Source organism: Ornithinibacillus bavariensis (assembly GCF_050433565.1).
GTDB classification, from domain to species: domain Bacteria; phylum Bacillota; class Bacilli; order Bacillales; family Amphibacillaceae; genus Ornithinibacillus; species Ornithinibacillus bavariensis.
Genome location: NZ_JBNPWZ010000002.1, coordinates 222,019 through 242,987, shown reverse-complemented (window position 1 = coordinate 242,987; position 20,969 = coordinate 222,019). Strand labels below are relative to the sequence as shown.

At 36.2% G+C, this 20,969-nt stretch carries 22 protein-coding genes, 1 other RNA gene and 1 riboswitch; of the genes, 7 read left to right on the top strand and 16 right to left on the bottom strand.

Annotated features, from left to right (window positions below; all coding sequences use genetic code 11):
• Positions 1-82: 82 nt before the first annotated feature.
• Both HNR27_RS05085 and HNR27_RS05080 read right to left on the bottom strand, forming a co-directional pair.
• Positions 83-712, bottom strand: a complete 630-nt coding sequence (locus HNR27_RS05085; RefSeq protein ID WP_429339197.1) for a response regulator transcription factor — start codon at positions 710-712, stop codon at positions 83-85.
• Positions 690-1,802: a sensor histidine kinase gene (locus tag HNR27_RS05080; protein ID WP_429338985.1), complete on the bottom strand. Its 1,113-nt coding sequence runs from the start codon at positions 1,800-1,802 to the stop codon at positions 690-692. The genes HNR27_RS05085 and HNR27_RS05080 overlap by 23 nt, the downstream gene beginning before the upstream one ends.
• A gap of 258 nt (positions 1,803-2,060) precedes the next feature.
• On the opposite strand from HNR27_RS05080, the gene HNR27_RS05075 reads away from it, so the two are divergent.
• Positions 2,061-2,195: a hypothetical protein gene (locus tag HNR27_RS05075; protein ID WP_429338984.1), complete on the top strand. Its 135-nt coding sequence runs from the start codon at positions 2,061-2,063 to the stop codon at positions 2,193-2,195.
• 134 nt (positions 2,196-2,329) lie between these two features.
• Here the strand turns inward: HNR27_RS05075 and HNR27_RS05070 are convergent, their stop codons facing one another.
• The 3 genes from HNR27_RS05070 to HNR27_RS05060 all read right to left on the bottom strand — a co-directional run bounded on the left by HNR27_RS05070 (position 2,330) and on the right by HNR27_RS05060 (position 5,222).
• Positions 2,330-3,214 (bottom strand): TIGR01777 family oxidoreductase, encoded by an 885-nt coding sequence (locus HNR27_RS05070; RefSeq protein WP_429339196.1) that lies wholly within the window; start codon positions 3,212-3,214, stop codon positions 2,330-2,332.
• Between the two features lie 668 nt (positions 3,215-3,882).
• Positions 3,883-4,449 (bottom strand): DJ-1/PfpI family protein, encoded by a 567-nt coding sequence (locus HNR27_RS05065; RefSeq protein WP_212919149.1) that lies wholly within the window; start codon positions 4,447-4,449, stop codon positions 3,883-3,885.
• 503 nt (positions 4,450-4,952) lie between these two features.
• Positions 4,953-5,222 (bottom strand): DUF4190 domain-containing protein, encoded by a 270-nt coding sequence (locus tag HNR27_RS05060; RefSeq protein ID WP_244853262.1) that lies wholly within the window; start codon positions 5,220-5,222, stop codon positions 4,953-4,955.
• A gap of 169 nt (positions 5,223-5,391) precedes the next feature.
• Between HNR27_RS05060 and HNR27_RS05055 the strand changes: the two genes are divergently transcribed.
• From HNR27_RS05055 to HNR27_RS05045, 3 genes are read left to right on the top strand one after another with little or no spacing between them, the layout of a single operon-like run.
• Entirely contained in the window at positions 5,392-5,973 is a 582-nt protein-coding gene (locus tag HNR27_RS05055; RefSeq protein WP_212919147.1) for a Maf family protein, read from the top strand.
• A gap of 13 nt (positions 5,974-5,986) precedes the next feature.
• Complete coding sequence (locus HNR27_RS05050) at positions 5,987-6,553, top strand: nucleotidyltransferase family protein (protein ID WP_212919146.1); 567 nt, start codon at positions 5,987-5,989, stop codon at positions 6,551-6,553.
• Positions 6,554-6,565: 12 nt separating this feature from the next.
• The gene (locus HNR27_RS05045; RefSeq protein WP_429338983.1) at positions 6,566-7,018 is read left to right on the top strand and encodes a GNAT family N-acetyltransferase; all 453 of its coding nucleotides are present in this window, start codon (positions 6,566-6,568) and stop codon (positions 7,016-7,018) included.
• A 101-nt stretch (positions 7,019-7,119) separates the two neighbouring features.
• Here the strand turns inward: HNR27_RS05045 and HNR27_RS05040 are convergent, their stop codons facing one another.
• The 6 genes from HNR27_RS05040 to HNR27_RS05015 form a co-directional block, all read right to left on the bottom strand.
• Positions 7,120-8,070 (bottom strand): alpha/beta hydrolase, encoded by a 951-nt coding sequence (locus HNR27_RS05040; protein ID WP_212919144.1) that lies wholly within the window; start codon positions 8,068-8,070, stop codon positions 7,120-7,122.
• A 94-nt stretch (positions 8,071-8,164) separates the two neighbouring features.
• Positions 8,165-8,533, bottom strand: coding sequence for a VOC family protein (locus tag HNR27_RS05035; protein ID WP_212919143.1), 369 nt, complete (start codon positions 8,531-8,533; stop codon positions 8,165-8,167).
• Positions 8,534-8,718: 185 nt separating this feature from the next.
• Positions 8,719-8,905: non-coding RNA, 6S RNA (gene ssrS / locus HNR27_RS05030), on the bottom strand.
• 85 nt (positions 8,906-8,990) lie between these two features.
• Positions 8,991-9,239 (bottom strand): sporulation protein, encoded by a 249-nt coding sequence (locus HNR27_RS05025; protein WP_429339195.1) that lies wholly within the window; start codon positions 9,237-9,239, stop codon positions 8,991-8,993.
• 14 nt (positions 9,240-9,253) lie between these two features.
• Entirely contained in the window at positions 9,254-9,394 is a 141-nt protein-coding gene (gene sspL / locus HNR27_RS05020; protein WP_212919142.1) for a small, acid-soluble spore protein L, read from the bottom strand.
• A 117-nt stretch (positions 9,395-9,511) separates the two neighbouring features.
• Entirely contained in the window at positions 9,512-11,122 is a 1,611-nt protein-coding gene (locus tag HNR27_RS05015) for an acyl-CoA synthetase (protein WP_429338982.1), read from the bottom strand.
• A 194-nt stretch (positions 11,123-11,316) separates the two neighbouring features.
• Here HNR27_RS05015 and HNR27_RS05010 point away from each other — a divergent pair, with 194 nt between their 5' ends.
• The gene (locus HNR27_RS05010; RefSeq protein WP_280530722.1) at positions 11,317-11,817 is read left to right on the top strand and encodes a spore coat protein; all 501 of its coding nucleotides are present in this window, start codon (positions 11,317-11,319) and stop codon (positions 11,815-11,817) included.
• Between the two features lie 81 nt (positions 11,818-11,898).
• On the opposite strand, the gene HNR27_RS05005 is transcribed toward HNR27_RS05010, so the two are convergent.
• The 5 genes from HNR27_RS05005 to HNR27_RS04985 form a co-directional block, all read right to left on the bottom strand.
• Positions 11,899-12,366, bottom strand: a complete 468-nt coding sequence (locus HNR27_RS05005; RefSeq protein ID WP_212919140.1) for an RDD family protein — start codon at positions 12,364-12,366, stop codon at positions 11,899-11,901.
• Between the two features lie 12 nt (positions 12,367-12,378).
• A complete protein-coding gene (gene sppA / locus HNR27_RS05000) occupies positions 12,379-13,371 on the bottom strand; it encodes a signal peptide peptidase SppA (RefSeq protein ID WP_429338981.1) in 993 nt (330 codons plus the stop codon).
• A gap of 181 nt (positions 13,372-13,552) precedes the next feature.
• Complete coding sequence (locus tag HNR27_RS04995; protein WP_429338980.1) at positions 13,553-14,164, bottom strand: 3'-5' exonuclease; 612 nt, start codon at positions 14,162-14,164, stop codon at positions 13,553-13,555.
• 103 nt (positions 14,165-14,267) lie between these two features.
• On the bottom strand, positions 14,268-15,044 hold the full coding sequence (locus tag HNR27_RS04990; RefSeq protein ID WP_429338979.1) for a Cof-type HAD-IIB family hydrolase: 777 nt from the start codon (positions 15,042-15,044) through the stop codon (positions 14,268-14,270).
• 150 nt (positions 15,045-15,194) lie between these two features.
• A complete protein-coding gene (locus HNR27_RS04985; RefSeq protein WP_429338978.1) occupies positions 15,195-18,707 on the bottom strand; it encodes an SCO7613 C-terminal domain-containing membrane protein in 3,513 nt (1,170 codons plus the stop codon).
• A gap of 153 nt (positions 18,708-18,860) precedes the next feature.
• Positions 18,861-18,962: riboswitch (SAM riboswitch) on the top strand.
• Positions 18,963-19,048: 86 nt separating this feature from the next.
• On the opposite strand from HNR27_RS04985, the gene HNR27_RS04980 reads away from it, so the two are divergent.
• Positions 19,049-19,798, top strand: coding sequence for a cyclase family protein (locus HNR27_RS04980; protein WP_429338977.1), 750 nt, complete (start codon positions 19,049-19,051; stop codon positions 19,796-19,798).
• A 22-nt stretch (positions 19,799-19,820) separates the two neighbouring features.
• Entirely contained in the window at positions 19,821-20,924 is a 1,104-nt protein-coding gene (locus HNR27_RS04975; protein WP_429338976.1) for a 5-methyltetrahydropteroyltriglutamate--homocysteine S-methyltransferase, read from the top strand.
• Positions 20,925-20,969: the final 45 nt, after the last annotated feature.

The following is a 20,969-nucleotide window of genomic DNA, read 5'->3' as shown; positions in this document are numbered from 1 at the left end:
TAATAGAAAGGTTCCTGTTAGGTTATTCCTAGTTTTTACAAATTCATGAATACTGAACATCCCTAAGTGGTAGAGATCTAGTCTAAAGTTCATGCTTTATAGCAAAAATTGCAAGCTGTGTTCGATCTCTTAGTCCTGTTTTTTGAAGGATTTGTGTAATATGATTTTTGACCGTTCCAATAGAAAGAAACAACTCTTCTGATATTTCTTTGTTGGTTTTACCCTCTCCTACAAGCTTGGTTATTGACAGTTCGCGAGGAGATAAATCAATAGTCACAGCCTCTCTCCGTGCACTTTGAAGTAATTTTGGCATTACCTTTGCAGCTACTTCATCATGGATAGTTAATCCACCATGCATACAGCTATGTACCGCTTCTATTAGTTTAGTAGAATCAGATGTCTTTAGTAAGAAACCATTTGCCCCTTCCTTTAAAGCAGTCATCGCATAATCGTCATCATTAAACGTTGTGAGGATCAGTATTTTAACCTCTGGCCACCGCTTCTTAATCATCCTAGTAGCTTCAATACCGTTCATAACTGGCATCCGAACATCCATCATAATAAAATCGATGGTGTACTTTTCTAAAATCTCTATGGCCTGTAAGCCATTTTCCGCTTCATGCGTGACTTTTATATTTTTATCCTGCTCCAAAATCACCTTTAACCCTTGTCTAACAATGGCTTGGTCTTCAACCAATAACACTCGCCACATCATTATTCACCTCCAATGCAGGAATGGTACCCGTCACAAAAAACTGGTTATTAGTTTGGTATACTTCTAAACGACCATTAATCTCTTCTAGTCTACTTTTCATATTCGTTAATCCAAAGCCATATTCAAAAGATTTAGCTTTATGAACCATATTCGAAACTTCAAATGTGACATCTCCTATTGCTGACTTACCGATAATTACTTGCACCTCTTTAGAATGTCCGTGCCGCATGGCATTTGTCAATGCCTCCTGAATCACTCGAAATAATACAACACTTTTCTCATTTGACAGGGGAATCGATAAGACACCTTGCTTTATCGTAAACTGCACGAAAAGATGACTCTCTGCTTCAAGTTTTCGGATAAGATGTACAACTGTTGCTATGCCTTCATTTTCTTCATTTTGAAGCGCTTTTACTGCATGCCTTGTTTCTTCTAAACTTTCCTCTGCCATTTTCTTCAATTCACGATATCCTTCATTCTTTGATTGGATGGCCAACACTTCTAGCTGCATAATTAATGCAGTTAAACGATGCCCTACAGAATCATGTATATCACGAGCAATTCGATTGCGTTCCTCAACTCTTGCATTTTGCTCTGCAGATAAATTTAACCGTTTCAGCTTCCTATATTCCCCAAGTAATTTCTCATATAAATTTTTTTGTTCTTTAAAATAGTTCTGGTAAACACTTGTCATAATCATTAAAGAATAGAAAAGCACTGCCATAATGGTTAATTCTATAGTCAGTAGCTGCTGTACAAAACTGACAATCAATGACAGCGAAACATTTAATATGATGTAGAACCTAAGTTTATTTTCACTTAAGCGCAGGGAAGAGATCATAGTCACATATAGTAATAGAATTATTGTTAACAGATTACCTTCCACAAAGAATATACCATGTAACACAATAACGACGGATAAGCCTAGATATAAAATGATAGATACCCGTTGTAAAGATAGGAAAAAGAAGGCTCCCACAGCAGCAGCTAAAAATAACATGCTAATTCCTTTATTAAGACTATATTCAACAATCATATAAGCCCAAAGTAAAAGAAATATAAAAAAACGCAACCAAAACTGATACATAATGACCTCTTTCATCTCTAATAGTATTTAGCATTATTTTATCATAAGAGATGCATTTGAAATATAAGGATTTTTCATACTACTTCATATTATGATTAACATAAATATCGAAAGAGGAGGTGCTTTGGGAGCTTCAAAAAAATACTCACAGAGGCATATTTAGGAAGAACACCTAATGGAAGAATTCCACTATCTATTACAAAAGCAGCTTTAGGTGTAAGACAAATTCGAAAATGGCTTAAAGCAGAAAAAGAAGCAATGGATTATTTCATGATTCATTCCTCATATGATTGTAGCCAAGCATTACGTGATTTAGATGGATCTAAAATACGTTGCCCAGATTTAATGGAATCGGTAGAACCGATGATTGACTTTTATCGAAATATAAGATGATGAGAAGAAACAAATTGAGATACTTTAAGAATCAAAGCTTCAATTAGGTTAGGAAATTTTCAATAGAAGGAATTAAAGTTATTTACTTTTACTACTTAATAAAAGCAGGAGACCTAATCCCTGCCTATTTAAACTCAAATAATATCTTCTAAAGCTTGTTCAATCGTTTCAAACATAAAGTGGTACCCAGCCTTCGATAATCTCTCCGGAACGACCCAACGACTTTTTAATACTAATTCTGTTTCGGTCCGAATCATGATAGCACCGGTTTCCAACATCCATTTGGGTGTAGGTAGACCAATTTTAACCCCCATCCTGTCTCGCAATGCCATCATAAACTCCCTATTACTGATTGGATTAGGAGAAGAGCAATTGAACACACCTTGAAGTTCCACGTGTTCATTTAAAAAAAGCACGATTTGAAATAAATCCGCGACATGAATCCAACTAAATTTTTGTTTACCACTTCCTTGTATTCCACCTAGACCAAATCTTACTAGATTGCGATATGGTGTCATTACACCACCATCTTTTCCAAGTACAATCGCTGTTCGTAATGCAATCTGTCTTGTTTTAGGTAACTCAAATTGAAAAAATTCACTTTCCCATGTTGTCGCCACATCAACGGAAAATCCCGTTCCAATCTCACCGTTCTCTTCAGTCATTGGGCGATCTTCTGCATGACGATAGATAGTTGCTGTACTTGAATTCATCCATACCTTTGGTGGACTTTTGCATGCTAAGATACAATTTCCAAGGATATTAGTGGTAGTTATCCGAGACTGCATAATTTCTACTTTATTCTTTTTGTTGTATCGACAATTTACCGACTTTCCTGCCAAATTGATGACGTATTCCGCATTCTCTAAAGCAGCAATAATTGCTGCTTCATTCTCCCATGGTATATGTCCAGAGCTCCTCGAAATGATAAATACCTTATAGCCCATTTCTTTAAATCTTTCTTCAAAGTACTTACCTATAAAGCCTGTACCGCCTGGAAGAACTACCTTCTTCATTATACAATCCCTCTACTTTCTAATTGAACTTCCACATTCATTTATGTAATATTTCAAACTACAATTTAAATCGTACATTATATAAAAATTGTTCAACCAAGTAACATTATTCGAGGAAACAGTAATAGTCCTATAGGACTCAAAGCGACAAAATACTAAAAAAACGCGTGGTATAGGTATTTTGCAGCAAGAAATTAAATACTAAGAATATTTTACCATTTCGCAATAATCACGATACTATACCCTTATTTTTATAGTATAATGATGGGGACAGAACATAGGTCATCATCGACTATCCTTATTGGAGTTACTCGGCGGCTTCAAAAAATCCCCAGGAAAGGGGCTGAAGCTTGTGATTCCAATTGACAAGACCCTTGAGTTAATGTTAGCGTTCTCAACACTTGTGTTGTTGGTTGTGAACACCCGTGAAAAAAAGTAATCACCCTGACTCTGCATAAGAAACAGGATAATTACCTTTTTCACCATGTACGGAAGTCGCCGAAGCCTATGTAACTGTTCGAGTCGTAAGTTGCTGCTTACGACTCGCCTCTTCCATGCTACAAGCCTTCGGACACTCCCAAAGTTTATTATACAGAATGGGATATGCCCGGCACAACACTTTTTTGAAAATTGCATCACTTTATTGCGTTTTCGTTTCGTCAGTTACTCATTTATGCCTCTCCTTTAGAAAAAAGCAATGCACCATTACGCTGATCTTCATCCTTCCATAATCCCAATTTATCAATGACTGCTATCGTAAATTCTGGAAATGCAGCCCCTTTTGCAGTAATAATATTATCCAATACTTCAACTCGATTGCCCGTATATTCTGCACCTTCGAAATGGCTCTTAAATTTTTCAAAAGTTATCGCATTACATGTAAAGCTTTTCCCTTTTAAAAGTCCTGCTTGAGCGAGAAATACAGAAGAACCACACATTGCGGCAATTGGCATTTGTAATGAATTTGCTTTGCACAAAAAATCCTGAACAGTATGATCTTCCATAACTTCTCCTACGTTATCTCCTCCAGAGATTAATAGTAAATCATAATCAGCTAGTGTAACTTCTGGTAGTGATAAATGCGCCTTTGTGATAAGCCCTCCAAGGCTTTCTACTTCATGACCATCAATAGTTGCTGTTGTTATTAATGCTTTACCAAGCTTTCTTAAGAAGAATAATGTATGTGCAATTTCAAAATCAACATAGGTTGGATATGCAAAAAACAAGACTTTTTTCATAATACTCTCCCCCTAATTATGTATCACCCACTCATTGCTTCACATGATAGTGAAGCCTTACTAAATTAGTCTCTAGTATATTTAATCAATACGTTTGTATTTCATGGACTACATAATGATTTATGTTCATCACCCGCAAAAAGTGCGGTGATTCCGATCCACTTATCAATAGTGGTGCTTTTAAAAATACTTCCCTAATCAATCAGTGTTTCACAACCGGAAATAATTCCGTCACCGTTTAATAGATGAAATAGACGGTTAGCATGGTCCTACCTCTCTTTCTACCTTTCCAAACGTCCAATATGTAACATTGCCCACACTTGTTGTTGTATTACTCCACCAACTGATAAAAGCATGTTTAATTAATTTTCTTAATAATGCTAATTATACATCAAGAAAACTAATTGCACCAATTAGAGCAGAATAAGAATTATACATTCAATAAACTCCTAATAAATAGGAATGCCAGGCTCCAATATTCTGATACCTGGCATTCCTATTTATTAATAGTAAAAAGAGAATATTACTACAAAAATTAGTACTAGTAATAAAAATACTCCATACAGAGACAGACAAATAATACTAGTCACACGTCCCGCAATGGCAAGACCTCTTCCGGATTGTCCCGATAATGTAATTTCTTTTACACTAATATTCGCAAGTACAAGGCCAATAATTCCAAAAATAAATCCAATATAAGGTATTACTAATGATAGAATTCCTAAAACTAATGCTGCAACAGCCTTACCATTTGTTTCTTGTGGTGCCTCCACAATATTCCCCCCTTTACTACTCATTGATTATGTATATACAACAAAATATCAGATATATCCCATAAAGTATAGGGTTAAAATCTTAGTGACAGAAAAAATTCCCTTTTAACATTCGGATTTAGTATACTTATCATAGGATTTTTTTATGACTTTATTCGGAGGTAATTTCATGGTTCCTAAGCTTATTTTAGCTTCTTCTTCACCGAGAAGAAGAGAGCTTCTAGAACTCGTCAATCTAGCGTTTACTGTTCGTAAGCAAGAGTTTGACGAATCCACCATTACTACGGTAGAACCAGCTCAAAAAGTAGAACAGCTTGCGATTAACAAAGCTAAAAGTATAACTATCTATGAAGACGAGGTTATCCTTGCAGCAGATACAGTCGTATCGTTTCAAGGACGCATTTATGGAAAACCCAAAAATAGTGATGAAGCCCTCACAATGCTTAGAAGCCTAAGCGGGAACGTGCATGAAGTATATACCGGAGTCATGATCCGTTCCCTAACAAAAGAAATTTCTTTTGTTGAAAGGACGATGGTGGAGTTTTGGCCATTGGAGATCGAAGAAATCAAAGAATATATTGCAACAAAGGATCCTTTTGATAAAGCTGGGGCATATGGTATCCAGAGCCAAGGTGCTGTATTAGTAAAAAACATTATAGGTGACTATTTTAATGTGATGGGTTTACCGATCTCTCGTGTAGTTCGAGAACTAAAACAATTTCAAATAGTACCTAATCCTACTAGATGCTAAGGAGACAATCTACATGCTTAAAAGTGAACAAGATATCCTAAAAGTAATCCAAAACGATTCCGAGATGATGGCAATTATTAACGCTGCGCAAACAATGCAGCTTCCTGATTGGTGGATTTGCGCTGGATTTGTTCGTTCAAAAATTTGGGATGTACTACATGAATTTAAGGAACCGACAATCATTGATGATGTAGATGTCGTCTATTTTGACCCAAATAATTTGGAGGAATCGATTGAAAAAGACTACGAACAAAGACTAAAAAAGCTCATGCCTTCTGTCCCCTGGTCTGTTAAGAATGAAGCACGTATGCATCATATCAATAATCTCGAACCTTATAAAAGTACCGTGGATGCCATCGCTAAGTTCCCCGAGACGGTTACTTCGTTAGGAGTAAAGCGAACTGAAGATGGAGAAATCCTCCTCGTTTGTCCACATGGTGTTACAGATGTATTATCCTTAACCGTTCGACCAACACCTTTTTTTAAACAATCGGAGGATAGAATGAAAATCTACCATTCTCGAATACATAAGAAAAATTGGAAATCCAAATGGTACAAGGTTACTTATTTCACAGAATAGGAGAATTAAATCGTGAGGATTAAAATAACCCAAATAACAAAGGAAAATATCCGGGAATGTGTGCGACTTGAAGTTACGGAAGAACAAAAGAATTTTATTGCCAGGAATATCGCTACCATAGCATGGGCTTATGTGGATGAAACTTTTACACCATATGCTATTTATCATGAAGACAACGTTATTGGTGTTGCAGCTGTGGAATATATTCCAGAAAACGATTCTGAAGACAAGCACTGGATTCCTCGTTTTATGATTGGTAGAGAATACCAGGGTAAGGGGTATGGATTAAAAGCAATGGAAGCACTGATTGGAATGATTGCTAAGCATGAAGACTGTGAACGGATTCGGTTATCCGTCGTACCAGAAAATAAAGGGGCTATTGCCTTTTATGAAAAAGTGGGCTTTCATATGACGGAAGAGACAATAGAAGGGGAATTAGTTATGGAGTATCTCTTAAGGAGCTAAAAGTTACTCAAGATTAAGCAAAACAAAGCTCCAAAAAAAGTATGAAAGGAAGATAATTTTTAAAAATTACCTTCCCTTTTTAAACGATTTCAGTTTTTCCGCTAATCTAGAATTTCATCTAAAAAGTTTACTAATCTTTCTTGAAACTCTTCCGTAGCAACTGTATAGGCCTTTGTATGACCAGCATTCGGTACAATCCATAATTGTTTGTCCCCTCCCGCTGCTTCGAAAAGCTCATGTGCCATTTCTGTAGGTACTAATTCATCAGCATCCCCATGTATAATAAAGAGTGGTTTTGTATTCTTTTTTACTTGTTCTAAAGCAGATGCCTCTCCGAAATAGTAACCAGCCCTAACCTTAGTAATGACACTTGTCACATCTAATATCGGGAATGATGGGAGATGATACAAGTATTTAAGCTGATGTCGAAGCTCCTCTTTAACTGTTGTATAACCACTATCAGCCACAATCCCTTTGACTTCATCAGGAAGCACTTCCCCACTCGTCATTAAAACAAGTGCAGCTCCCATCGAATTTCCATGTAGTACTATTTGGTCTTCATCATACGTCTGAATGAGAAGGTCAATCCAACGTAAGTAATCTAGTCGATCATGCCATCCATAGCCTATGTATTCCCCTTCACTCTCACCGTGTCCTCTTGCATCTGGTAGTAGCACATCAAAACCATTGTCATAATAAAATTTTACCAAATCATCCATTGTTTCCCTTGTACCACGATATCCATGTGCAAGTATTACTGCTTTTCCTGTATTTGCCTCATTCTTTAAAAATCCTGCCTTTAGGGTTAAATCATCATATGAAGTAATTTCGATAACCTCGGGTACCTGCTCACTATACCACTTTTCAGCCTCTTCAATTATTGATAAAGCAGTTTCAGTAGCTTGAGCATTGACACTTGCAGGCTCACTATGTAGCTCTACTTCTGTTCCTCTCTTTATACCTACCCCATAAAAATAATTCCCACCAATTACTAATCCAACAACGATGATACCAATTAATATACCACCTATTATACGTAGCTTCTTTTTCAATTTATTTCCCCCTGTTGACTACCTAACTTATTTTTCTAATAATTCTACCATAAAAAAAGGATTTCTCATAAGCTTTGAGAAATCCCTAATTACATTAGTCCCATTCTAAAAATTCCAAACGATTTCCAAATGGATCTGCTAAATAAAAACGCTGTGCTCCAGGTAAATTTTCATCAACAGTATAGCTTACTTTTTTTGTATCTAGATAATCCATAAAGCCCTTAAGGTTGTTTACTAAAATCGCCGGATGTGCCTTTTTCGCAGGATAAAATGGCTCTTCTATTCCTACGTGGATGTGAATATTACCAGCACTAAACCACGCTCCACCGCGTTTCTGTAAATTTGCAGGCTTTTCCACTTCCGCAAATTTTAATATCCCTTGATAAAATTCTCTAGCAATTTCTTCGCTTCCTTTTGGAGCAGCTATCTGTACATGATCAAATTTTTCATAATAAAAATTCATCTACTTCTCCCCCTTTTATTTCTAGCATAATGGAAAGAGCGAAACATTAATAATACAAATAGCAAATAATATCTGAAAACTTTTACTTATAGCTTCGTTGTAATGGTCCTGTTTGTCCATTTCATGAATGTACTCATACAAAAATGACCAGCCTCCCTAGGGAAACTGGTCGCTTCATTAACTATTCAATAGCCACATATGCCGTATTTGAAATAAAAAGTTTTAAACCACCACTTCACCAAGTGGGTGTTTGCAGAAGCTTTCCTGCCTTCCGCTCTACCATGGCGGCTCGACATTAGAGCTCCGATATAAAACTCCCTATATTTCATTTAGAGGTTAAAACTTAATGAAATACGAACATCGTAGCTTGTATTCTTATCGTACTACTTATAATCTGAAATAGCAATGTTAATATCATCCAATCGAGGAAATTGGGCTATTCTGACTATAGTTTACCTCAAAAAATTAGTTCATATACCTCACACAATTGTTGTATTCGTAAATCATCCTGCACGTTCTCTGCATAATGAATTTCTCGCTCAAGTATATGATTCAAGTATTGCATTTCCTTATCATTTAGATCTTCAACAAAGTCCGCTTCACTTGAATAGGAGTTGTGCACCAATTTGTTGTAAATGGATTGACTTAATTCATTATTCTCGTAATTGGATAGTGATTCTCTTAAATACATTAATGTATGATCGATTATGCTCACCCACTTTAAATCCTTGTATTCTTTTTCTTCGCTCGATCTTCTAATTGTGACTTTGGTCGGTGGTTAGCTGTTTCTTCCGTTAAACCCTGAGGATTAACACTAGAAATAATTCGTTTTTTACTCCAATTATCGCTTTTCTCTGCCATAAAAACACCTCCTCTAACTAGTATTTCAAAAATAGAGGTGTTTATCCTTTTGATATCTTACAGACCAGCTATTATTTTTGTCTAATATATCCAAATTTTAGAAGGATATTGTTGCATCTATACATCTCCTAATCCTTCATATTCTTTACGTAATTCTCGTTTCAATACTTTTCCACTTGGGTTCTTTGGTAAGAAGTCTGTGAAGGCAATATACTTTGGTACTTTGAATGTTGATAGGACTTTTCTGCAGAAATGCATTACCTTTTCTTCGGTCAAACTAGCCCCTTCCTTTGGAACGATAATTGCAGTTACTGCTTCAATCCAATATTTGTCGGGTATGCCGATTACTGCAACTTCTGACACTCCATCTAATTGGTAGATTGTTTCTTCCACTTCCCGACTCGAAACATTTACACCACCAGTATTTATCATATCTTTCTTCCGATCAATAATTGTAATATATCCTTCTTCATCCATAACACCTAAATCACCACTATGAAACCATCCACCACGAAAGGCTTCTGCAGTCTTTATAGGATCGTGTAAATATCCCTTCATTGCATGAGGAGTACGGTGAACTATTTCACCAACTTCTCCTCGTGCTACCTCTTGATCATGCTCATCCACAATTCTTGTTTGCAAATTCAATGTTGGCTTACCTGCTGAGCCGAGCTTCCGTAGTTGATCCTCTGGCTGTAATGCGGTTGCTAACGGAGAAACCTCGGTTTGCCCATAAAAATTCCAAAACCGGGCATTTGGTAACCTTTCAGATAATTCCTTTAACACCTCTCGTGGCATAATGGCTGCACCATAATAACATTTTTCTAATGTAGACAAATCACGAGTATCAAATTCTGGATGTCTTAATAATGCAATCCACACGGTTGGTGGGCAAAACAGTTGTGTTGCTCCCTCTTTTTCAATCGTACGTAGTATCATTTCCGGACTTGCACCATCCAAAATAATTCCACTTGAGCCTAAATAAATACTCGGTCCCAAAAAGCAGTGGAGCTGGGCACTATGGTACATAGGAAGGGCATGAATAAGTACGTCCTCTTCAGACATTTTCCCATCTACAATACAGCTAACATACTCACTTATAATACTCTTATGAGTTAGCATTACTCCCTTGGGCCTTGATTCTGTACCACTAGTGTATAACACATGAGCTAGATCATCATCAGATATTTCCGCATCTACATAATGGAATGGTTGATCCTGACGTCCAATATGTAACGGTATCCATTCTTCGAGAAATTCTGCCTGCCTTTCTCCCTCATCCATATCCATTAAATAGCGAAACTGAATATCCATTCCCATAGCTGCTAGTTCTAACACTGGAGCATATTCCTCAGAAGCGATTAACCCAATTACACCAGCATGCTTTAATATGAAGGTAACATCATCTTTTGTTAGCATGTAATTAATGGGAATCATTACTGCACCTATTCGAGATAGGGCGAAATTAACGATAACAAAATCCAGACTATTTTTAGACATGACCGTAATCATATCTCCTTTTTTCATTCCGCTTCCAAGAAAAGCATGTGCAGTTTGATTGACCAAATCATCCAGTTCCTCATAATTTAACCGCTTATCACGGTAGGCTAAGGCAAACTTCTCAGGAACCCGTTCCCTTGTTCTTACTAGGAGATCACCTAATGTGTTTCTCCGTGCACGTTCCAATAAACCAGAAAGTCCATCAACTACATTTGAATCTGAATTCATTTAACAATCCCCTTCCAATGTTATATGATGACTGTTCTGTTACAATATTCTATTAATTATTTTAATTCAGTTAATTTGCAATGGCAATATACCTGTCAAAACTACATGATATTCGCCTAATTTCGACCTAACAAGCTTCTTTCCATAAGAACCGAGAATATAGTTAAAATGACTACTTACTAGGGGGAAATATGATGGAAGAATCAATGGACAGAAGACCAAGGCACCTCGCTTATCACGAGACACTCGAAATTCACGAATTAGTAGCTTCTCAATCCAATGGATTAATGAAGCTGAAGAAATCAATCGTGGACGTTCAAGATCAAAGACTGCGTTCACTTTATCAAAACACGATTATGGATTTAGAAGCCAATATTAGGGAGCTACTTCAATTTTATGGAATGGCACCTAGAGCAGATATTGCCAATCCATTAGAATTAGGGACTGGCTTCTATGCAGGAGACTTATTGGCACTAGCTAAAACAAGTGTACGTAACTATGCTAATGCTATCACAGAAACTGCTACCCCTGCAGTCCGTGAGACATTGACAAACCACTTGCAAAAAGCGATAAAATGCCATGCAAATGTGTTCAATTATATGTACGAAAATAATATGTATCCAGCATATGACTTAAAGAAGCTATTAGAGCATGATGTCATGAACGCGAACAACGCTTTAGAAATGAATTATTAAAAGGTATAGTTAAACTTTATTCCTTTCAACTGAACGAAAAAAGACACGGACTCTTTTCATATGAATCCGTGTCTTACTTCATTATCTATCAAATACAACCCTTGTGTTTCCAATCATATCATGTAATCCTTGTTTCTGTTCTGTAAAGCCAACAACGACATACAGTAACATGAGAATAGTAAAGACACGATAAATAAACCTGCCAACTACTTCTCTAAAAATTAAGTCACTCCACCGAAGAGGTTTTTCATCTTCACGAATTACTCTGATTCCTAATATCATTTTACCTATTGTTTGTCCTAAGAACTTAGTCATCAATAAAAAGTATGCGTAAAAGACGATAGAGCCTACAATACCAGTCACAGTCCAAAAGCCAATACTTATTGCAATACCATCATTAATAAACTTAAATGGAGATAGCAATATACCATTTAGACTAAAGATGACCAATACATCGATAAAGTAAGCCCAAAAGCGCATCCAAAAACCAGCATAGCGCTGATTAGTATCAGGGACATCATTTTCATATGCTACACTAATTTCACTCATAAATGGTCCTCCTTAATTGGAATATAAGTACATTGCTCTTGGTGCATTTGATTCACGAATTATATCCAGCATATTGATTAGCTCTTCATCTTTACCGATAAAGCTCTGCATTGACATGCCAAAAAACTTCTCAAAGCCTAATGGACTATTATATTTTACAACCTGTGCATTCTTTAGCTTCAAATCGTTTTTCATCAAATCAATCGTGTCATCCAAAGAGCCAAGTTCATCCACTAATCCATTTTCTTTTGCCTGGCTTCCTGTATAAACACGGCCATCACCCAGCTCTCGCACCTTCTCTTCAGACAATCCTCTACCTTCAACAATAACTTGAACAAAGTCACCGTACATGTCATCAATCATGGTTTGCAGAATTTGACGTTCCTCATCTGTCATTTCACGAAATGTTGACATAATATCTTTATGCTCGCCACTTTTTATGGTATTCACTTCAATTCCCAGCTTATCGGTCAGCTCTGAAAGATTATATCCCTCCATAATCACTCCAATAGACCCCGTCAATGTTGCAGGATGTGCTACTATTTTATCAGCAGGTGCAGAAATATAATATCCACCTGAAGCAGCAGTATTACCCATGGACACATAGATAGGTTTTTTATACTCTTGTTGAATATCTACAATTTTGTCGTGGACCTCTGCACTTTCTACAACACCACCCCCAGGAGTATTGATTCGTAATATGATTCCATCCACACTAGAATCCCTTGCCGCTACATCCAGCATCTTTAAAAACTGCTTATGATTATAAGAAGTTGTATTCAGTAATGTACTTGGAGCGGTATCCTGAATAACTCCATCTAAATGCAGCACAACAATTTTCCCATTTGTTCCTTTTTCAATGAGCTCTTCTGGAAATTTATTTTCAGGAAAAGTAAATATTTGTTCAAAATTTGCACTTGCTATGCTTGTGGCAACTTGAAATCCGATCGAAACAACAAATAAAACTACTGCTATAAGCAGTGCAAGCCAACGTTTCTTATTCATGAAAAATCCTCCTATATTTCCAAAAATATATACATTATGAGGATACACTATTTAAGTAAGGATTCCTAATTATTACCTAAAAAGTTATTGACCTTGCAAATCCAAATTTTACAAGAAATGGATTCCTTAACTTATCCAAAAAGAAGATGCAACTCAATTGTTGCATCTTCAGACGTATTATTTAAATATACAATGTAGTATGTTTCTTTGTACGCTTCACCTTTGGTGGCTGGTATCCTCGTTCAAATATTTTCCCCTTTACTAGGCTACACCGCTCCAAGAATCCTTCTAGTGAATCTACGCTTAATTCTTCTATAGCCTTTTGCATCACCATTGCTGCTACACGTGCATCTTCTAATGCATTATGGTGTTGAAAGGTAATCCCATGCCGTGCTGCAAGTGTATTAAGTTTATGGTTTTCCATATCTGGCCATACTTGCCTGGAAATAGTTGCCGTACATAAATACTCCATTTCAGGATATGTAATATTATCACGATCTAAGGTCTGTCTAATAACACTCATATCAAAACTAGCATTATGTGCCACTACAAGATTACCTGATAAGTAATTCTCCATTATTGGCCAAATTTCAGAGAATGTCATGGCATCTAGAACATCCTCTTCACGTATACCATGTACACGAATATTAAATGGATTAAAATAGGTTTCAGGATTAATTAGGCTATAATATTCATCAATGACTTCCTTATCATTTGCTACTACAATTCCTACCGCACAGGGACTATTACGCTTTTCATTGGCTGTTTCAAAATCAATGGCTACAAAATTCATCTTTTTCCATTCCCTTATGAGTACTTTAATCACATCATAACATGTCAATTCCCTGATTGTAAGCAAAAAAGCGCCACTGTTAACTGAACAGTGACACTTTTTATTATAGTAGCCCTACCATTTTTAACCCGTGTAAAATACCGTCCTCATCAACGGGCTTTGTTATATATTTCGCAACCTCTTTCACTTCATCGACACCGTTCCCCATGGCAACACTATTCTCTATAGTTGACAGCATCTCCAAATCATTTAATCCATCACCAAAGGCATAAATTCTATCATTTGGTATGTGTAATTTCTCCATCACCTTTTCAATTCCCTTTGCCTTCGATCCCCCTTTGGGTAGAACATCGACAGATACTTCATGCCAACGGACAAAATCAAATGCAGGAAATTCTTCTTCATATTGTTTTTCCTTCCCTTCCTCACAGAAAAGAAGGGATTGAAAAATATCATTTTCTTGATAGTACAATGGATCTACAGTTGGAGTACCTACCTTCAAAGAGGAGAAACCTGCTGTAATATATGGATGCTCTGGAACATTTGCCTTCATCTTATTAGGATCCATAAATACAATTGGATGGTCGTTCTTTACCGATGCTTGAATCAGCTTTTCTAGAGAAGCTAATTCCATAGGATTTTTATAAACAACCTCACCCTTTACTACTACATATTGTCCGTTATAACTGACAAAGGTATCAATACCTAACTCATCACCTATTTTTTTAAACATAAATGGACCACGCCCAGTAGCTATTGCCACGAAATGTCCACGCCTTTTAAGTTCGTGAATAGCCTCTTTCGTAGAAACTGGCAACTCTTTATTATGATCTAATAATGTTCCATCAATATCAAAAAAGATAACACTTTGCTCGTTCATATTAAATTGCTCCCTCAATACCTATTTTGTACCTTTTCTCATTCTATCCTATGAAAGCACTTACAAGTCAAATAATAAAGAAAAGTTTTAGATATAGTCAATATAAGAACAAATAAAGAAGGTGCTGGAAACATTCCAGTACCTCCCTTATCAATCCCATTTCTTAATCCGTTCAATCACATTTTTTCTAAATCTTGAAACCAATGTTTCTTTCCCTTCCGAGCTCTTCTGCTTCTGCCATTCATTATAACTAGCTATGGCTATCAAAATGGATCCAGCAATTAGTAGGTAACCCCACCATGGTAGCTTTCCCCAATAAGGTCGTGTTTGCATAAAGACATTGAATAACAGTACACCTGCTCCAATAAAGAAGAATGACTTAGTTTGGTAAATCATCCCTGCAATTAGTGATACTAACGACAATACTCCGATGATTAAAGCATCGTAGATCGTATTACTTTGTAGGCCATCTTGAACAAGTAAGATCGCCACAATAACTAAAACAGCCCATTGAATATAATTGGTAATTGTTTTTTTATCTTTCATTACATAACATCTGAGTACAATAACAACTATAATCCATGGTAATACATAAAATTCCCTTACGAATAAATCTGGTAACTCAACATGGCCTAGGAGTACATAATATGGTTGTAGCAAAAAGACGGAAGCAGCAAATACCATCCATTTTGATGGAATATCGGTTATCCTATTGCGATTCATAAATAATAATATAACAATTAAAATTCCTGGTAATATCTTGTACACTAACATTTCATTCCCAAAGCTATACTGGTAGCTATTTAGAAAAGTAATGAATGCCATCAGAGTGTACCAATCAAGTCTAGTATTATTCTTTTTATGCTCGTATAGATGGCTATATAATATCCTACCAACAACAACAAGAATAATACCAAAACCTGCATGTACAACTAACTCATAGTCAACCAAATAATCATTCTCTGCAAATTTCATTACTGCTGCATACATAAATAATAATGGAATAATAGAAATTACATCCCATTTCATTCGATGTAATACCAGTAATACTAATGAACCGTAAAGCAATGTAATCATAAACAAATCTATTTCATACGGATAGGAAATATAGAAGCTTGCTATACCCACACTTGAGAAAGGAAGAAAGTAGTATACGATACGCTTTTTCCACACCTCATTGCAAATAAACCAACTAACTAGAAGAAGTACACTTATAATTAAGTACGTGTAAGGTATCCCTTCCCACCATTCTAATTTGGAAAATAGAAGAACCAATGAAATCCAAGCTGTTGTAAAACCTGCATACAGATACGTTTTAATTTGCCACTCAGTTCTTACCATTTTTACTGTTATGCCATATATCACAGTGGTGAGAAGAAAAGCCCACAATGAATCCGTACCAAGTAAGAATAAACTTATAAATAATGATATTGGAAGATAAATCTGTCCAACCCAATAATAAGCTTTCATTAGGCGCTGCTCTTGGTTTCTTATCGTTAGCCCTAAACCTAGTAGTGCAATAGCTCCAATTACAAATTCAAACCATTCGAATAGTGTTGGTATTTGGGTTAATTCTGTATGAAGTACCACTAACACACTAAAGTAAAATATTACCGAAATGCTACTCATGATATAGGGAATAGCAGCCCAATTTGTTTTCCGATAAAGAAGATAGGCCATTCCAATTCCACCTAAATAAATGAAAGCCCTAGTGATTGATTCTAACCCAAAACTTAAGCTGAATATAATGCCTAAACCATAAAAAATTTGTGCTGTATAAAAACTACTAGATGAAAAGTTTATCCACGAGCTCTTCTTCCATATGTAGCTTGCAGTAAGTACGAATAAACTACCAAATATTACGCCAACCACTTGAATAGGCTCTTCTATAAACATCGCATTAGTCGGTTTCATAAAATGAGCATGTATAGTGATAATAAACAGAGCTATTGAAACCGGATGAAGCCAAGGTGCAATTTTCTTCATTGCAACTCGATTTTCATAATGGTTCATGACAATTGCAGTCAATCCTAGAATGAAAAACATCAGACTCTGTATAAATTTTGTTGAATCCAGTAGTGCGATAAATAATGTGATGATTAGCATCAGTCCGCTAATGTCACGAGAACTTTCTTTTATAGGCTTCCATAGTGCTATATTAACAAAACACCCACCTACCAGATAGAAAAGAAATACAAATAGATAGAATGGAAATGTAATAGAATCATAATTAAACCAAAGCTTTCCTAATAACGCTAATTCGTATATGGCACTTACTAGAAAAATCGGACTTAAATACGTAAACAGCTTATTCTTAACGGTTGACGCAAGATAAGTAAAATTAAGAGCGATAATAATATAGGCTATCATTAATATGATGGAACCTACTCCAGCCCTTAGTAAAATTCCTTCCAAACTAATATACAAAAATGCCATTGCTGATACGACAGCACTTGTTATACGAAATATCTTATGCAAAGATCCAGAATCCTTGATAAGCTTCGGTAGTGCTAAAAAGATTACTCCAAGTAATGCATATGCAATCTCCCCTACCCCTTCAAGGATAGAGTTTTCTACAAGCTGATATGCTCCATAAATTAGCATTGCAGTAAAAACGAAATGGTAGGATCTATGATTACTAACAAAAATCATTGCAAAATAAATTACGGCTGTTAATAGCAAATTAAAACTATACATGACTTCAGAATCATAGAATACTAACATCAGCAAAGTAGAAAGGATAAGATTTGCTTGAATAAAAGGGATAAACTCCTTTAAAAATAATGTTAGTTTATGATGATTCTTAAATGTACGATAACCAAGAATTAGTAGTGCATTGTACAGCATAATACTGAAATAAAAACCATCAATTGGTAAATGTAGAGCAGCAATTACTAGTCCTACTAATACGCTCAGTGTGACATAGGAAAACCAAACGAACAATCGAGATGCTAGTTTTATTGCCAAGAAAGCATAAATCGGTAAGATCACTAATGTTCCGATCGCTCCGAATAGGTATTTACCCTCTCCAGAAAAAGACAAATAGCTACCAAATAGCTCGAAGTAACCTGCCGAAACTACGATTATTGGTAAAAACAAACTACCTAATACGATAAAAGCAAAGCCTGTTTTTTTAATATGCAATACCCTACTCGTTAACCATGCTAAGGTGTAAAATAAAACAGATACTGCTGCAATTAACCCTGTCTTTGTCCAATTCCCTAGCATTTCCCAAGTACTAGTTGCTAATACCAATCCGCCTAATAGTAGTAAAATTACACCAAGATTTAGCCCCCATGTAATGTTACGCTCTCTAACCTGTTTCGCAGTTAATTCTTTTTTAGACTTTATTACTGGTTGAGAAGGAACAGTTTGTTTTACTTCTTTCTGAAGTTCTTCCTTAGTCTGCGTAATACTATTCATCTGTGGCTTAGGTGCTTCCTTGGTCTGCCTAATACTATTCATCTGTGGCTTAGGTGCTTCCTGCTTTGGTATTTTCGTGTCCTGTTCAATCTGATTTCCTTTTGGCAGATTACTATAATATTTTGTATGTGAATTAACTACCTTTGCAGCAATATTTAATGATAAATATCTAGCTTTTACTAGTTTATTTAATTCTTCACGTACAATCTCCCTTTTCTCCTCTGGGCTCAGTTGTGTCATTGTTTCACCAACCTTATGTAAAAATTTTCTACATCCATCATAACAGTATATTGATTCTGATTCATCAACATTTTTATAATTTGCGAACTATAGGGTATTGACAATATAATAAAACATGTGTAAATTGATTTTAACAATTTTATATCGAAATATTTCTTATCCAGAGAGGTGGAGGGACTGGCCCTTTGAAGCCTCGGCAGCGGACTCATACGAGTACTGTGCCAATTCCAGAAGTGTAACGCTTGAAGATAAGAAGAGATAGATTCATGAAGTTTATTCACCTCTTCTTATTTTTAAGAAGAGGTTTTTTGTTTTAAAAAATATAGGATGAGGTGGTTAAGATGAGCTTTCAAGCTACAAATGAATTATTAAAAGTAATTGAAGTACTGAAAGAAAAAGAATGGGTAGATTTGACTCATACGTTTGGTCCTGAATCCCCACACTTCTCAGCTTTTGAATCAGCAGAGTTTAAAACTTTATTCACACATGATGAAGGATTCTTTGCCCAACAATTTACGTTTCCAGGTCAATATGGTACACATCTAGATGCACCTATACATTTTGTCCGAAATAAACGCTATCTTGAAGACCTGGAATTGAAGGAGCTTGTTTTACCACTCGTTGTCATTGATAGGTCAAAAGAAGCTTCTATGGATAATGATTACACACTTTCCGTAGCTGATGTTCTTGAATTCGAATCAACATACGGGCAAATTGAAGCAGGTAGCTTTGTTGCCTTAAGAACCGACTGGAGCAAGCGGTGGCCAAACCATGATTTGTTCAATAACAAAGACGAAAGTGGTGTTGCTCATGCACCAGGATGGGGACTAGATGCACTAAAGTTTCTATTCGAGGAAAGGAATATTAAAGCTGTTGGACATGAAACATTTGATACTGACTCTGCAATAGATTACAGAAAGAATGGTGCACTTTTAGGAGAGTATTATGTTCTAGAACAGGATACATATCAAGTGGAGCTACTAACTAACTTGGACAAATTACCTGCAAAAGGTGCAGTTATTTTTAATATTGTACCAAAGGCTAAAGAAGCATCAGGATTTCCTGTACGATCATTTGCTTTATTACCATAACATATAGAGAGAAGGAAAAAGAATGAGTGATAGATTAGTTAAAGTACCATTTCGGGCTGATCATGTTGGTAGTTTACTCCGTCCTGCAAATCTATTAAAGGCAAGAGAAGAGTTTAAAAATGGGATTATTACCAAAGATGAACTGCGAGAAATAGAGACTCAGGAGCTTAAACGAATTGTAGCAAAACAAATCGAGGTAGGACTCGAGCTTGTAACAGATGGTGAATTTCGCCGTTCTTGGTGGCATATTGATTTTCTTGAAAATTTAAATGGCCTGGAGGGGTATGTTCCTGAACGCGGAATACCCTTCCAAGGAATAGAAACCGAACCCTACGATGTCCGTAATATTGGAAAAATATCCTTTAACCATGAACACCCATTTTTAGAGGATTTCAAGGTTTTTAATGAAATTGTTGCAGGGCGAGCAGTGGCAAAACAAACAATACCTAGCCCGAACCAACTATTTCACCGAGGAATAAGAAATACAGCAATCTATCCTACAGTCGAAGAATATGCTAATGACATTATCCTAGCTTATCGTGATGCACTAAAAGCTTTCTATGATATTGGTGTACGTTACCTACAGTTAGATGATGTTTATATTGCAGGCTTAAATGCTGAAAGTTTAGTAGCTTATGAGCCCGGTCTCACACGTGAAGAATTAATTGATTTAGCGCTCCGAGTCGTCAATGGCGTATTAGAGGGTAAGCCTGACGATCTTTACGTGACCACCCATTTATGTCGGGGAAATTATGAATCCAGGTGGGCGTTCGAAGGAAGCTATGCACATATTGCCCCTACTTTGTTTGCTAAAGAAAGGGTAAGTGGATTTTTCTTAGAATATGATGACCATCGCTCGGGTGATTTTAAGCCATTAGAGCATATCCCAGCTGGCGGTGCTCAAGTAGTATTAGGACTTGTTACTTCAAAGTTTGGAGAATTAGAGGATAAAGAGACGATTAAAAAACGCATCCTAGAAGCAGCCCAATATGTTCCGCTAGAGCAATTATCACTTAGTCCGCAATGTGGATTCTCTTCCACACATCATGGAAATAAATTAACCGAGGAACAGCAATGGAATAAATTAAAGTTTATTGCTGAAATTGCCAAGGAAGTTTGGGGATAGACATTAGATTCATTATAAAAATACCAGGTCAAGAGAAATTGACCT

Bases quoted from the DNA above. Each gene is read 5' to 3' on its own strand.
- HNR27_RS05035 (WP_212919143.1), bottom strand. From the start codon at position 8,533: ATGAATTTTTATTATGAAAAATTTGATCATGTACAGATAGCTGCTCCA.
- HNR27_RS05080 (WP_429338985.1), bottom strand. From the start codon at position 1,802: ATGTATCAGTTTTGGTTGCGTTTTTTTATATTTCTTTTACTTTGGGCT.
- HNR27_RS04980 (WP_429338977.1), top strand. From the start codon at position 19,049: ATGAGCTTTCAAGCTACAAATGAATTATTAAAAGTAATTGAAGTACTG.
- HNR27_RS04995 (WP_429338980.1), bottom strand. From the start codon at position 14,164: ATGAATTTTGTAGCCATTGATTTTGAAACAGCCAATGAAAAGCGTAAT.
- HNR27_RS05085 (WP_429339197.1), bottom strand. From the start codon at position 712: ATGTGGCGAGTGTTATTGGTTGAAGACCAAGCCATTGTTAGACAAGGG.
- HNR27_RS05005 (WP_212919140.1), bottom strand. From the start codon at position 12,366: ATGAGTGAAATTAGTGTAGCATATGAAAATGATGTCCCTGATACTAAT.
- HNR27_RS04985 (WP_429338978.1), bottom strand. From the start codon at position 18,707: ATGACACAACTGAGCCCAGAGGAGAAAAGGGAGATTGTACGTGAAGAA.
- sspL (WP_212919142.1), bottom strand. From the start codon at position 9,394: ATGGCAGAGAAAAGCGATAATTGGAGTAAAAAACGAATTATTTCTAGT.
- HNR27_RS05015 (WP_429338982.1), bottom strand. From the start codon at position 11,122: ATGAATTCAGATTCAAATGTAGTTGATGGACTTTCTGGTTTATTGGAA.
- HNR27_RS04990 (WP_429338979.1), bottom strand. From the start codon at position 15,044: ATGAACGAGCAAAGTGTTATCTTTTTTGATATTGATGGAACATTATTA.
- HNR27_RS05065 (WP_212919149.1), bottom strand. From the start codon at position 4,449: ATGAAAAAAGTCTTGTTTTTTGCATATCCAACCTATGTTGATTTTGAA.
- HNR27_RS05075 (WP_429338984.1), top strand. From the start codon at position 2,061: ATGGATTATTTCATGATTCATTCCTCATATGATTGTAGCCAAGCATTA.
- HNR27_RS05055 (WP_212919147.1), top strand. From the start codon at position 5,392: ATGGTTCCTAAGCTTATTTTAGCTTCTTCTTCACCGAGAAGAAGAGAG.
- HNR27_RS04975 (WP_429338976.1), top strand. From the start codon at position 19,821: ATGAGTGATAGATTAGTTAAAGTACCATTTCGGGCTGATCATGTTGGT.
- sppA (WP_429338981.1), bottom strand. From the start codon at position 13,371: ATGAATAAGAAACGTTGGCTTGCACTGCTTATAGCAGTAGTTTTATTT.
- HNR27_RS05050 (WP_212919146.1), top strand. From the start codon at position 5,987: ATGCTTAAAAGTGAACAAGATATCCTAAAAGTAATCCAAAACGATTCC.
- HNR27_RS05010 (WP_280530722.1), top strand. From the start codon at position 11,317: ATGGAAGAATCAATGGACAGAAGACCAAGGCACCTCGCTTATCACGAG.